We start from the raw sequence: 12,555 nt of genomic DNA, 5'->3' as shown, positions 1-12,555 counted from the left end.
TTTTTGGTGCGGTCGAGAAGACTCGAACTTCCACGGGTTGCCCCACAGCGACCTCAACGCTGCGCGTCTACCAATTCCGCCACGACCGCATCGTGGTAGGCGTTGCCTTGCGGCGACGGAGGTGCATGTAGCAAAAGCATTTGGGGGGTGCAAGGCCGACCGACAAGAAAAATGACGGAAAGCGAAACAATTTCAACAGCTCCTTCACGAATGCCCTGAAACCCCTGAAATCCTTGCATGATCGCGCCTATATCTGGCACAAGAAATCCGAAAGGACGGCCATCATGCAGCGTCAGAACATCTCCACATCCCTTCTTGCCATCGACGGCTCGCCGCCGGTGCGCTGGCGCATTGCGCGAGACCTCGTTTCCTATGACGAGGCCGTCGAAACCATGGAGAACGAGGCGGCTGCGATCGCCAATGGCGAGGCTGACGAGCTGGTCTGGCTGGTGGAACATCCGCCGCTTTATACGGCCGGCACGAGTGCGGTGCCCGCCGATCTCGTGGCGCCGGATCGTTTTCCGGTGTTTTCCACAGGCCGCGGTGGTGAATACACCTACCACGGCCCCGGCCAGCGGGTCGTCTATGTCATGCTGGACCTGAAACGACGCCGGCAGGACGTGCGCGCCTTCGTGGCAGCGCTCGAAGCCGTGGTGATCGATGCGCTCGATTCGATGAATGTGCGCGGCGAACGGCGCGAGGACCGGGTCGGTGTTTGGGTGCGCCGGCCGGACCGGCCGCCGTTGCCGGACGGCTCGCCGGCCGAGGACAAGATCGCGGCGATCGGCATTCGCCTGCGCCGCTGGGTGAGCTTTCACGGCTTCTCGCTCAACGTCGATCCGGATCTCGAGCATTTCTCCGGCATCGTGCCCTGCGGCATCCGCGGCTATGGCGTGACCAGCCTCGTCGATCTCGGCCTGCCGGTCATGATGAGCGACGTGGATATGCGTATCCGCGATTCGTTCGAACGGGTCTTTGGCCCGACGGTATCAGATGCAGACTGTCAGTCCAGAAGCCTGTCACAGGCATAGATGACCGCATAGCCGTGCAGCACCAGCGCGGAATAAAGGCCGAACCCGGCCAGCAGTTGCTGCGGCGCCGTCATCGGGTCGAGCGCCGTGCGCGGCTTGACGCCGCCGGCGCCGAGAAGGCTGAGCACGGTGAAAATGGCAAGCCCGGAGATCAGCATCTGCGTCGGCAGGCCGACGCGCCAGCCGACCCAAAGGATCGCCAGCGTCACCAGAAAACTCGCCATCAGCAGGCCGGTGCGGGTTGAAAACACCTGGCGCAGCACCTGCCCCCCGTCGAATCGATGCATCGGCAGCAGGTTCAACAGATTGAAAGCGCCGAGAATGAGAAGGAACACGAGCGGGCTCGGTCCCGTCGCGGCGCCGTCATAGAGCGCAATCAGCGGCGGCACGAGGAAGGCCGACATGCCGGCTCCCATCAGCGCACAGAAAGCAACCTCGAAATGCGAGTTGTAGGGCCTGCCGCCGACGGCAATGCCGCCGAGCAACGGCACGAAGATCATGCGCACCCGCCCATGACCAAAAGCGCAATATGCAGCCATATGGCCGAGCTCGTGCAGCACGATGACGACCGTCAACATGGTGGACAGCAGCAGCCCCTGGATGCTGAACCCGAAGAATGGCCACAGCAGCAGCGTGGACAGCACCGCTAGTCCCGCCTGCGTCCACCCACTGTCGAGGAGGCCGCCCATATCGCTCTTGCCGGTCGCTAGCCACTGGTCGAGCGCCTTCATTTCCCGGCGCAGCTGGATATAGCGGAAGAGCAGGAAGGCGACGCCGCGATAGCGGTCGGTCTGTTCGACGGTGAGCGCCGTGCCGCCCGGCACGGGACGCAGGAATCGCCGCTCGACATAGTTTTTCCAGAAGGAGGCATCGAGCGCGCTGTCATCGACCACCCGCGTCTCGCAGGCAAGATCGTCCGCATCCCGCGCCTCATGAACCTCGAGCGTGCGCATGATCGGGGCGCCATGGCGATCGGGATGGGAGAGGGTCTGGCGGACGCGACCGGCAGAAAGCTTTTCGGTGGAGACGACGGACGGATGCCAATCCGCCTCCGCGCCGAGCGGGCTGACAAGCGCAGCGATACGGCTGGGCGGAGCCTTGAAGACGCGGGTCAGGTGCAGCGTGCGGCGCCCGACGGGTGCGGCGATCAGAAGCCAGATCAGGCCGAGATTGATCGCCACCAGCAGAAACATCGAAAGCGATGTCGACATGTCGTCCTCCCCGGTCTTCATGACAGGAAGCACGAGGCTACCGGCAATCTCCTAACAAAAGTTAAGAATCGCGGGTCCGGCCTCGTCGGATGTCGCCGGGTATCGTCAGTCGAAGGCGGCCGCCGCCGTCAGCTTGCGGACCTTGTGCTCGCGCCAGATGATGAAGAGACCGGAAGCGACGATGATCGCGATGCCGAGCCATTTCGATGGCGTCGGAAAATCGCCGAAGATGGCGTAGCCGAGCACGGTCGCCGAGATGATCTCGAAATACTGGAACGGCGCGAGCAGCGAGAGCGGCGCCATGCGGAAGGCGCGAACCACCAGCATATGCGCATAGCCCGAGAGTGCGCCGAGGATGATGAGCAATACCAGCGTGAATAAGGACGGCGGCAGCGAAGGCGCGAAATCGGCAATGCCGGCGGCGTTTCCGAAAAACAGCGCGAAGCCCATCAGGACCGTACCGCCGAAGCCGGCGATGGTTTGCATGGTCAGCGGTGAGTCGGCATCACCGATGGCGCGGTTCATGAAGAGGTAGATGGAATAGAGGAAAGCGCAGGCGACAGGCAGCAATGCCGTCCAGCCGAAGAGAATGAAGCTCGGCTGAATGACGATCAGTGCGCCGCCGAAACCGACCATGATGGCCAGCCAGCGCCGCCAGCCGACCTTGTCGCCGAGGAAGGCGGCGGACATCGCAGTCAGGATGAAGGGTTCGACGAAATAGATCGCGAAGACGTCCGCAAGCGGCATGTATTTGACGGCCGCGAAGAACAGCAGGCTCGCGGCGCCGTGGATCGCACCACGCAAAAGGTTGAGCCAAGGGCGCTTCGGCCGCAACGTTTCGGCGCCGGCCGCCGTGAAGATCAAAGGAACGGTGCAAAGCACCTGAAAGAAAAAACGGTAGAACGTCACCTGCCCCGGCGACATGCCGACGAAGTTCGCCATGTATTTTGCAATCGCATCCATGCCGGGCAGGAGCAGCATGGCGATGGCCATCAAAGCAACGCCCTGCATCGTGCTTCCGCTGGTGCTGTCGGTGGCGCTGGGCGTGGCATTCATCGGCTTCTCCTCGTTCGCCCCCTGCATAGTCCTTTTGCGCCGGCTGGCAATGCCGGAAATCTCTCCTGCACGGGCGGCGCGGCGCGGCGCATTTGAGGTAGCAGCGGGCACCGGCTTGCCTGTAGACTGGGGCCAAGAAGAAATGGAGGCCGCGATGACCTTTCCCGGCGAGAGCAACACCATCCCCTTCCCCTCCGGCCGCGCCGACGGCGATACGCTGGGCGGGCGCATCTGGCGCGCCCGCGACGCACTCGGCCTTGAACTCTCCGATCTCGCCTCGCGGCTCGGCCTTCCCGAGGAGACCGTGAGCGGCTGGGAACGCGACCATGCCGAGCCCGATACCAAGGCGCTGTTCATGCTGGCGGGTGTACTCTCCGTGTCGCCCTCCTGGCTGATTGCCGGCATCGGCGAGGCACCGGCCGACCCATCCGGTGATGAATATCTTCACCCGCTGCTACGGCAGCTGCGCGAAATCCACCAGCTGCACGACCAGACGGGCAAGGCGATCGCCGCGCTCGAAGCCGAGGTCGCCAAATTGATCAAAACAGATCAAAGCTGATTTTTTCCACGTCACGCACTTGAGGCGCCGGACCGGCTCTGCAATGGTCCGGCCAACACAGAATCCGTATAGGGAGACGAACATGGACGTACGTGCCGCCGTTGCCGTTCAGGCCGGAAAACCGCTTGAAATCATGACCGTACAGCTCGAAGGCCCGCGCGCCGGCGAGGTGCTGGTCGAGGTGAAGGCGACGGGCATCTGCCACACCGACGATTTCACCCTTTCGGGCGCCGACCCGGAAGGCCTGTTCCCGGCTATTCTCGGCCATGAGGGCGCGGGCATCGTCGTCGATGTCGGTCCGGGCGTGACGTCAGTGAAGAAGGGCGACCATGTCATTCCGCTCTACACGCCGGAATGCCGTGAATGTTATTCCTGCACGAGCCGCAAGACCAATCTCTGCACTTCGATCCGCGCCACCCAGGGCCAGGGCCTGATGCCCGACGGCACCTCGCGCTTCTCGATCGGCAAGGACAAGATCCACCATTACATGGGCTGCTCGACCTTCTCGAACTTCACCGTTCTGCCGGAGATCGCGCTCGCCAAAATCAACCCGGACGCGCCCTTCGACAAGGTCTGCTACATCGGCTGCGGTGTCACGACCGGCATCGGCGCGGTCATCAACACGGCCAAGGTCGAGATCGGCTCGACGGCGATCGTCTTCGGCCTCGGCGGCATCGGCCTCAACGTGCTGCAGGGCCTGCGCCTTGCCGGTGCAGACATGATCATCGGCGTCGACATCAACCCCGACCGCAAGGCCTGGGGCGAAAAATTCGGCATGACGCATTTCGTCAATCCGAAAGAGGTCGGCGACGACATCGTGCCTTATCTCGTCAACATGACGAAGCGCGGCAACGATCTGATCGGCGGCGCCGACTACACGTTCGACTGCACGGGCAACACGAAGGTGATGCGCCAGGCGCTGGAATCCTCGCATCGCGGCTGGGGCAAGTCGGTCATCATCGGCGTTGCCGGCGCCGGCCAGGAAATCTCGACGCGTCCGTTCCAGCTCGTCACCGGCCGCAACTGGATGGGCACGGCTTTCGGCGGCGCGCGCGGCCGCACGGACGTTCCGAAGATCGTCGACTGGTACATGGATGGCAAGATCCAGATCGATCCGATGATCACCCATACGATGCCGCTCGAAGACATCAACCACGGCTTCGAGCTGATGCACAAGGGTGAGTCGATCCGCGGCGTGGTCGTTTATTGAGCACGCAGACGCCCTACAGCATCGATGTGCGGAGGATGGAAACATTCTCCGCCGTCGAGCTTTATGCGCTGCTGACCTTGCGTGTTTCGGTGTTCGTGGTCGAGCAGGCCTGCGCCTATCCCGAACTGGACGGCAAGGATATCGACGCGCTGCATCTACGGCTGCTGATCGACGGCGAAACGGCCGCCTATGCCCGGCTGTTGCCGCCGGAAAACGGCGCAGCACCGCGCATCGGCCGCGTGCTCGTCGCACCCGGCCATCGTGGCAAGGGGCTGGGCGAAACGATCATGCGCGAGGCCATCCGCGCCTGCGAGGAGCATTTTCCCGGCGCGGCAATCGAACTCTCGGCCCAGAGCTATCTGGAGCGCTTCTATAAGGCGCTGGGCTTCACGCCGATATCAGCGGAATATGTCGAGGACGGCATCCCACATATCGACATGGTGCGGGCGGCCGGGACCAAGTAAGCATCGGCTGACCATCACCGACGTCAGGCATGTGGTTTTGCTCGCCGAAAACCTCTAGACATTCATGAGACCGCGGAGAGACCCATTCTGAGACTTCGATGACTGACACGCCACCAATCCTCTATGTCGATGCCGATGCCTGCCCGGTGAAGCCGGAAATTCTGAAGGTCGCGGAGCGCCATGCGCTGCCGGTGACCTTCGTCGCCAATTCGGGCCTCAGGCCCTCGCGCGATCCGATGGTGAAGAACGTCATCGTTTCGGGCGCGTTCGATGCGGCCGACAATTGGATCGCCGACAATGTCATCGAAGGCGATATCGTCGTGACGGCCGATGTGCCGCTGGCGGTGCGGTGCGTCGCCAAGGGCGCGCACGTGACTGGGCCGACCGGGCGGCTGTTCGACCAGGCGAATATCGGCATGGCGAGCGCCATGCGCGATCTCGGCGCGCATCTGCGCGAGACCGGCGAGAGCAAGGGCTACAACGCCGCCTTCTCGCCACGTGATCGCTCCGCCTTCCTGGAGACGCTCGATCGGCTCTGCCGCCGGGCAAAAAGCGCGCGGGCCGGCGTATGACGGAGGCGCCGGGACGCAAGGTCTATGGCCGGCATGTGCCCTTCTATGCGGGGATCGGCGCTGCCCTGCTTCTGGGTATTCCCGCCCTCTGGCTGAAGCCGGACTTTGCGATCGACATCGCGGCTATCGCGTTTTTCCTCAGCTATCTCGTGCTGATGGCGATACGCCTGCCGCATCTGACCGCCACCTATCTCGAACACTATGCGACGGATTCAGACGAGCCGGTCGCGATTATCTTCGCCGTCACCTTTCTCGCGGTCGCCGTCGCGACAGGCTCGCTTTTCGTCGTGCTGAACGAAGCCTCCGCTTCCGGCCTTGAATTCGTGCTCGCCGTTGCCTCGGTGGCCCTCGGCTGGTTCACCATCCACACCATGGCCGCCCTGCACTATGCCCATCTCTACTGGCGCCCCGGCAGCACCGAGGAGAGCGACGACGTCGGCCGCAGCCTCGATTTTCCGGGCAGGGCGCCGCCCGGCGCCTATGACTTTCTCTATTTCGCCTTTGTGATCGGCATGACGGCGCAGACCTCCGACGTCGCGATCACCTCCACGGCGATGCGCAAGGTCAATCTGCTGCACGCCGTCACGTCCTTCTTCTTCAACACGGTGCTGGTCGCCGCCGCGGTCAACGTGGCGGTGTCGCTCGCATCCTGAAAACAATCGGAGTTTTTGATGAAAGTGCTTTCCCAGAACACCGCCTTCGGCGGCATGCAGGGCGTCTTCGCCCATGAGTCCGACGCCTGCAAGACCGAGATGACCTTCGCCGTCTTCGTGCCGCCGCAGGCGATCAAGGAGCCGCGCCCGGTGCTGTGGTATCTGTCCGGCCTCACCTGCACCCATGCCAACGTGATGGAGAAGGGCGAGTACCGCCGCATGGCCGCCGAGCTCGGCCTGATCGTGGTCTGCCCGGATACCAGCCCGCGCGGCAATGACGTGCCGGACGAACTGACCAACTGGCAGATGGGCAAGGGTGCCGGTTTCTATCTCGATGCCACGCAAGCGCCCTGGGCCGAGCACTACCAGATGTACAGCTACATCACGGAAGAGCTGCCGAACTTCCTGCGTCAGCATTTTCGCATGGACATGGACCGCCAGGGCATTTTCGGCCATTCGATGGGCGGCCATGGCGCCATAACCATCGCGCTGAAGCACCCGGACCGTTTCAAGAGCTGCTCGGCCTTCGCGCCGATCGTCGCGCCCTCGAGCGCCGACTGGTCCATGCCGGCCTTCGAGAAATATCTCGGCGCCGACAAGGCGGCCTGGCGCGAATACGATGCCTGCGCGCTCGTCGAGGACGGTGCCCGCTTCTCGGAATTCCTGATCGACCAGGGCAAGGCCGACGGCTTCCTGGACAACGGCCTGCGCCCCTGGCTGTTCGAAGAGGCGGTCAAGGACACGGATATCAAGCTGACGCTGCGCATGCATGAGCGCTACGATCATTCCTACTACTTCATCTCGACCTTCATGGACGAGCACCTGAAGTGGCATGCCGAACGCCTCGGCGCATAACTGAACGCTATGGCGGGGGCGCATGGCTGACATGCCGCTCCTGCCCTTGCCCTTCCGCTCTCGCTGGGCAATAGTCGCGCCCGGTAGACGGCTACCCCCGGGAACATCCCGGTCACGATCGCGGGGACGGCCTCGCTCCCTTGAAACGGAGTAGGCAAATGCCCTGGATCCTTCTTACCCTCGCAGGTCTCTTTGAAATCGGCTGGGCCATCGGTCTCAAATATACCGACGGCTTCACCAAGCTGGTTCCGACCGTCCTCACCGCCGGCTCCATGCTCGTCAGCATCGTGCTTCTCGGCCTTGCCGTGAAAACGCTGCCCATGGGCACGGCCTATGCGATCTGGACCGGCATCGGTACGGTCGGCACGGTCATTCTCGGCATCGTGCTTTTCGCCGAGCCGGTGACCGCCATGCGGATCGGCTGCATCGCCCTCATCGTCACCGGCATTTTGGGCCTGAAGTTCGTCGCCTAACGTCTACGGCTGTTGTCGAGGGCGAACGCCCCCGGCCCGGCCGCCGTCAGGTAGAGAAAGACGAAGCAGAACAGGATCGCGGCATCGCCGCGATTGTTGACCGGAAAGAAGCTCTGCGGCGCATGCGCCATGAAATAGGCAATAGCCATGAAGCCGCAGAGCACGAAGGCCACCGGCCGCGTGAAGAGCCCGATCAAAAGCAGGATCCCGCCGACCACCTCCAGCACGCCTGCAATGCCGATAATGTTCATCAGGTCGCCGAACGGCTGCTCGGCAGGCGGGAAATTGAAGAATTTCTGCGTGCCATGCTCGATGAAGAGTAGCGCAGACATCATGCGCAAGGCGGCAAGCGCCTGAGGCTGATAGGCGGACAAGCGGTCGAACATGGCAGACACTCCCTTCCGTTTCACTCGGAGGGGAATGGTATCATGTTTTTCTGGATATCGTTTCGAACGGCGCGCAGGTTCACTCGCAGCTGATCGACTGGGTCACGACACAAGGGGCGATCTTGCCGCTCGATCCCTCGGCGAGCGCACGCGACCGCACCGTCAGGGCCGCCTCGGTCGGAATGACCAGCGGGCGGTTGTCCCTGCGGGTGCGCGTCGTCACAGCCTGACGGCCCGCCGGCTTGCGCTTGCCGCCGGCATATTTGCGGCCCTTGGACGGACGCTTGCCTTCATTGAGCTTGCCGGCCGCGACCGGCGACAGGTGATAGGCGATCGCCACGCGCTTGGCGATGGCATCGCCGAGCGCTGCGTTGCGCCCCTTGCTGGAGGGCATGAAGCTGTTGACGGTCAGCGTATCGCGCGCGGAGACGCCGCCCTTCAGGTCGGAAAGCGTGACCGTGACCTTTGCCGAACTCGCTCCCGTAGCCGACTGCGTGAGGCCGGTCACGCGCACCTCCATCGATGCGCGATCAAGCGCGACCGCACGGCGCGTCGCCTTGGCGGCGCGCTTCAAATAGGCATCGGTGCGCTTGAGAACCACGGACGGCACGTTGCCGTCACCGCTCACCACGACCTTGCGGATATCACGGACGGGAAAACCCTCGGCACTGGCACTGAACGGCACGGAAAGAACGAGGCAGACGGAAAGAGCGGCGCGGAGAAGGAACTGCATGGGACTCGGTACGGGACGGCTGTGGCTGTTGGAACGATGTGCCAAAATGCGGCGGAAATCTTAAGAAAGTCTGGTCAGCGCGGCATTTCTGACAGCACGGATGCGGCGACATCCAGTTCCTCGCGGCGCAGCTCGCGACGATGGAAGGCTTCCTCGTCGGTGCCCCAATGCTCGATCTGCCAGTCCTCATCGATATGGGCGAGCGACCAGGCCTTGTCGGCGTCGATGATGCCTTCGGCGAAGGCAAGGCCCAGCAGCGCCGAGCCGGTCAGCGTCGTGACGGTGTGCACGCAGGCAAGCGCCAGCGGGTCGCGCCAGGCGGAGAGTGCCGCGGCGTAGGCTTCGATGGCGGGGGCCGGCTGCTCCTGATGCATCACGCCCTCGACGAGGATGAAGCGGATGCCCTTGGCGTCCGCCGCCCAGCGCAGCACCGGATCCCAGCCGTCGCGCTGGCGCGCGACGAGACCCTCGGGCGAATCCGCCCGGTAGCAGACCATGTCCGTGCCGGCGAAACGCACGATCTCGTCGAAGACCGCATCGAGATTTTCCGCAACACCGTCGACGGCCGTGTTGACGAGGCGCGTCGCCGGCATCTTTGCCGGATCGATTTCTTCAGCCTGCGCATCCCATTCCGCCTTCAGACGGTCGGCGATCGCCTGGGTGGGAACAGCCAGCAGCCTCTTGCCGGGCGTGCGCACCGGGCGACCGTCGAGGAGGATGCGAAACCCCTCGCCCGCCTTGTCGGTCGAGACGTCCTTGTAGAAACGCTTGGGCAGCGGCCGCTTCATCTGGATCTGCGCACGGCGCACCGGATCGGGATCGCTCATCGCATCGGAAAGATCGCTCAGGATGTCACGCATCAGAAAGTCTCCAACCAGTCGAGAAGGTCTGCGGGCGTGCGCAGGATGTGATCCGCGCCGGCCGCGACCAGTTCGGGCACGCTGGCATAGCCCCAGGACACGCCGATGGCTTTCGCCCCGGCCGCCTTCGCCATCTGCATATCGTAAATCGCATCGCCGATGACAACCGTGCGGGCCGCATCAATTCCGGCTTCGCTGCAGCATTCCGTCACCATGGCGGGGTGCGGCTTGGACGGGCAGTCGTCCGCCGTGCGCGAGACGAAGAAGGTCTTGTCGAAACCATGGGCGGCGCGGATGAGATCGAGCCCACGGCGGGATTTTCCCGTGACGGCACCGATCAAAAGATCGTCCTGGCGCTCTAGTTGCGCCATCATCTCGGCGATGCCGGCAAACAGCGGCTCCTGGAAGCCGGGCTCGGCGCGCACGCCGGTATAGGCCGATTTGTAGTGCGCCGTCATCGCCAGCGCCTCGTCGTCGACATGCGGCTTGCCCTGCATGCGGGCAATGGCGATGTCGAGCGTCAGCCCGATGATCGCCTTGGTCTCGGAAATGTCCGGCCGGGCATAGCCGAAATCGACGAAGGTGCGGGCCATGACCTCATGGATCAGCCGCGCGCTGTCCACCAGCGTGCCGTCGCAATCGAAAAGCGCAAGCCGCATCAGTCTTCCTCGTCCGCCGCGGTCTGGTCGAAGCCGAAGAGGTTCCAGGTCTGCACCATATGCGGCGGTAGCGGAGCGGTCACGCGCAGGCGCCCGCCATTGGGGTGCGGAATGTCGATGCGGCGGGCATGGAGGTGCAGACGGTTCTGCACGCCGCCCGGAAAGGCCCAGTTGAGATCGGCCTCGAAATATTTCGGATCGCCGATAATCGGATGACCGATATGCGCGGCATGCACGCGCAGCTGATGCGTGCGGCCGGTATAGGGCTCCATCTCCAGCCACGCATAGTTCTGTGCGGCCTGCTCGATGATGCGGTAGAAGGAAACCGCATGGTCGGCACCGTCCTCGCCGTGCTTGGCGATGCGCATGCGGTCGCCATCCGGCGTCTGTTCCTTGACGAGCCAGGTCGAAATCTTGTCCTCACGCTTCTTCGGCACACCCATCACCAGTGACCAATAGGTCTTCTTGGTGTCGCGCTCGCGGAAGGCGGCGGTCAGCTTCTGCGCGGCGCCACGCGTGCGGGCGATGACGAGCACGCCCGACGTGTCGCGGTCGAGCCGGTGCACGAGGCGCGGCTTCTCGCCCTTCGGACTGGTCCAGGCTTCGAGCATCTGGTCGATATGGCGGTTGACGCCGGAACCGCCCTGCACGGCGATGCCGGCCGGCTTGTTGAGCACGATGACCTTCTCGTCCTCATGCAGCAGCATGCGGGAAAGCAGTTCGTGATCGGAGGAATGTTTCAGCTCGCGGCCGGCGATCGGCCCGGTCTTCTTGGCATCGACCTCCATGGGAGGGATGCGGATCATCTGTCCGGGCTGTACGCGGGTGTCGCTCTTGACGCGGCCGCCATCGATGCGCACCTGGCCGGAGCGCAGCAATTTCTGGAGCGGGCCGAAGCCGAGGCCCGGATAATGGACCTTGAACCACCGGTCGAGGCGCATGCCCGCCTCGTCGCTCTCAACCTGCTTGTGTTCGATGCCTGCCATGTCAGCCTTCTTTCGTTGCGCCGTGCTTTAGCGCAAGAAGCGGCGGAGGGGAACAGTCTTAGAACGCGCGGAAGGTCAGCGTGGTCAGCGAACGCACGATGCCGGGGATGGAGGCGACGTGGTCGTTGATAAATTTGCCGATATCCTCCTCGCTGTCGACATAGACCTTGAGGAGCAGGTCGTACTCGCCGCTGGTGGAATAAAGCTCCGAAATGAGTTCCGTAGCGTAAAGCGCATCGGCGACTTCATAGGTCTTGCCCGGAGCGCATTGCAATTGCACGAAAATCGGCTTCATCGGTCCTCCCGCAACATCGGCGGCATCTGCTTCAGCCGCCCGATTCCGGCGGCATTTCCGTCCTCTTATGACGGAAATTGCGTCGAAAAGGCAAGTCCGACCGAATTTCGCACAGATCGTTAAAAGTCGATGAAAATGCAACCGCCGCGTTTCACAGACGCGAAAGGCGCAAATGATAAATTGCACGAACCTGAACCAACTCTCGTTGAACGCCATGACTCAGATCGTGACAGTTTCGCCCGCCACCGCCGCCTATGCCGCCCAGGGCATGAAGATGCAGACCCGCGCGAACACGCTGTTCGAGCAGCGCATCCACACCTGGAGCGAGGACGCGAAGATCCATGGGGACGCGCGCACCGTCGCGGTGCTCAACGTCATCCAGCCGCCGGCGCTCGCGCTCGCGCTTATCACCGCGCCCGGCAGGTCGCCGCAGGTGACGGTCGCGGAGGCGCAACGCCTCTATGACGAGAACGGCGCCCCCGTTCAACAGGAAGCCGAACCCGCCTGATCCTCCCCTCAAAGGACTGCAGCCGTCCTCCAACCGACTAAGGC

General features: G+C 63.4%; 17 protein-coding genes and 1 tRNA gene. 9 read left to right on the top strand and 9 right to left on the bottom strand.

Annotated elements, in window-relative coordinates; genetic code table 11:
- Positions 1-4 precede the first annotated feature (4 nt).
- Positions 5-89 (bottom strand) — tRNA-Leu (locus ACOZKU_RS08965).
- Between the two features lie 195 nt (positions 90-284).
- Here ACOZKU_RS08965 and lipB point away from each other — a divergent pair.
- Positions 285-1,031, top strand: coding sequence for a lipoyl(octanoyl) transferase LipB (lipB, locus tag ACOZKU_RS08960; protein ID WP_421578581.1), 747 nt, complete (start codon positions 285-287; stop codon positions 1,029-1,031).
- Here the strand turns inward: lipB and ACOZKU_RS08955 are convergent.
- Positions 1,004-2,242 (bottom strand): hypothetical protein, encoded by a 1,239-nt coding sequence (locus tag ACOZKU_RS08955; protein WP_421578580.1) that lies wholly within the window; start codon positions 2,240-2,242, stop codon positions 1,004-1,006. The two genes, lipB and ACOZKU_RS08955, sit on opposite strands and share 28 nt — an antisense overlap.
- A gap of 105 nt (positions 2,243-2,347) precedes the next feature.
- Positions 2,348-3,253, bottom strand: a complete 906-nt coding sequence (locus ACOZKU_RS08950) for a DMT family transporter (RefSeq protein ID WP_421578579.1) — start codon at positions 3,251-3,253, stop codon at positions 2,348-2,350.
- Between the two features lie 199 nt (positions 3,254-3,452).
- Here ACOZKU_RS08950 and ACOZKU_RS08945 point away from each other — a divergent pair, with 199 nt between their 5' ends.
- From ACOZKU_RS08945 to sugE, 7 genes are all read left to right on the top strand, one after another.
- The gene (locus ACOZKU_RS08945) at positions 3,453-3,857 is read left to right on the top strand and encodes a helix-turn-helix domain-containing protein (RefSeq protein WP_421578600.1); all 405 of its coding nucleotides are present in this window, start codon (positions 3,453-3,455) and stop codon (positions 3,855-3,857) included.
- Between the two features lie 82 nt (positions 3,858-3,939).
- On the top strand, positions 3,940-5,067 hold the full coding sequence (locus ACOZKU_RS08940; RefSeq protein ID WP_314093859.1) for an S-(hydroxymethyl)glutathione dehydrogenase/class III alcohol dehydrogenase: 1,128 nt from the start codon (positions 3,940-3,942) through the stop codon (positions 5,065-5,067).
- 35 nt (positions 5,068-5,102) lie between these two features.
- Complete coding sequence (locus ACOZKU_RS08935; protein ID WP_421578578.1) at positions 5,103-5,531, top strand: GNAT family N-acetyltransferase; 429 nt, start codon at positions 5,103-5,105, stop codon at positions 5,529-5,531.
- Between the two features lie 98 nt (positions 5,532-5,629).
- Positions 5,630-6,103: a YaiI/YqxD family protein gene (locus ACOZKU_RS08930; protein ID WP_421578577.1), complete on the top strand. Its 474-nt coding sequence runs from the start codon at positions 5,630-5,632 to the stop codon at positions 6,101-6,103.
- Positions 6,100-6,756 (top strand): DUF1345 domain-containing protein, encoded by a 657-nt coding sequence (locus ACOZKU_RS08925; protein ID WP_421578576.1) that lies wholly within the window; start codon positions 6,100-6,102, stop codon positions 6,754-6,756. The genes ACOZKU_RS08930 and ACOZKU_RS08925 overlap by 4 nt, the downstream gene beginning before the upstream one ends.
- 18 nt (positions 6,757-6,774) lie before the next feature.
- Positions 6,775-7,611 carry an S-formylglutathione hydrolase gene (fghA, locus tag ACOZKU_RS08920; RefSeq protein WP_421578575.1) on the top strand — a complete coding sequence of 279 codons (837 nt, stop codon included), beginning with the start codon at positions 6,775-6,777 and terminating at the stop codon, positions 7,609-7,611.
- 158 nt (positions 7,612-7,769) lie between these two features.
- A complete protein-coding gene (gene sugE, locus ACOZKU_RS08915; RefSeq protein WP_314093867.1) occupies positions 7,770-8,084 on the top strand; it encodes a quaternary ammonium compound efflux SMR transporter SugE in 315 nt (104 codons plus the stop codon).
- Here the strand turns inward: sugE and ACOZKU_RS08910 are convergent.
- The 6 genes from ACOZKU_RS08910 to ACOZKU_RS08885 form a co-directional block, all read right to left on the bottom strand.
- Positions 8,081-8,470, bottom strand: a complete 390-nt coding sequence (locus ACOZKU_RS08910) for a DoxX family protein (protein ID WP_421578574.1) — start codon at positions 8,468-8,470, stop codon at positions 8,081-8,083. The two genes, sugE and ACOZKU_RS08910, sit on opposite strands and share 4 nt — an antisense overlap.
- A 79-nt stretch (positions 8,471-8,549) precedes the next feature.
- Complete coding sequence (locus ACOZKU_RS08905; RefSeq protein ID WP_421578573.1) at positions 8,550-9,203, bottom strand: hypothetical protein; 654 nt, start codon at positions 9,201-9,203, stop codon at positions 8,550-8,552.
- Positions 9,204-9,277: 74 nt separating this feature from the next.
- Positions 9,278-10,063 (bottom strand): ATP12 family chaperone protein, encoded by a 786-nt coding sequence (locus ACOZKU_RS08900; RefSeq protein ID WP_421578572.1) that lies wholly within the window; start codon positions 10,061-10,063, stop codon positions 9,278-9,280.
- Positions 10,063-10,722: an HAD-IA family hydrolase gene (locus ACOZKU_RS08895; protein ID WP_421578571.1), complete on the bottom strand. Its 660-nt coding sequence runs from the start codon at positions 10,720-10,722 to the stop codon at positions 10,063-10,065. The genes ACOZKU_RS08900 and ACOZKU_RS08895 overlap by 1 nt, the downstream gene beginning before the upstream one ends.
- Positions 10,722-11,708 carry an RluA family pseudouridine synthase gene (locus tag ACOZKU_RS08890; protein WP_421578570.1) on the bottom strand — a complete coding sequence of 329 codons (987 nt, stop codon included), beginning with the start codon at positions 11,706-11,708 and terminating at the stop codon, positions 10,722-10,724. Before ACOZKU_RS08890 ends, ACOZKU_RS08895 begins: the two co-directional genes overlap by 1 nt.
- Before the next feature lie 58 nt (positions 11,709-11,766).
- On the bottom strand, positions 11,767-12,003 hold the full coding sequence (locus tag ACOZKU_RS08885) for an Lrp/AsnC ligand binding domain-containing protein (RefSeq protein WP_117366160.1): 237 nt from the start codon (positions 12,001-12,003) through the stop codon (positions 11,767-11,769).
- Between the two features lie 226 nt (positions 12,004-12,229).
- Between ACOZKU_RS08885 and ACOZKU_RS08880 the strand changes: the two genes are divergently transcribed.
- Positions 12,230-12,511 (top strand): hypothetical protein, encoded by a 282-nt coding sequence (locus ACOZKU_RS08880; protein WP_314093880.1) that lies wholly within the window; start codon positions 12,230-12,232, stop codon positions 12,509-12,511.
- Positions 12,512-12,555: the final 44 nt, after the last annotated feature.

The sequence above is a fragment of the Shinella sp. M31 genome (genome assembly GCF_049199205.1).
GTDB lineage: Bacteria > Pseudomonadota > Alphaproteobacteria > Rhizobiales > Rhizobiaceae > Shinella.
Note: the sequence above shows the minus strand (reverse complement) of the source record. Positions and strands in the feature narration are given on the sequence as shown.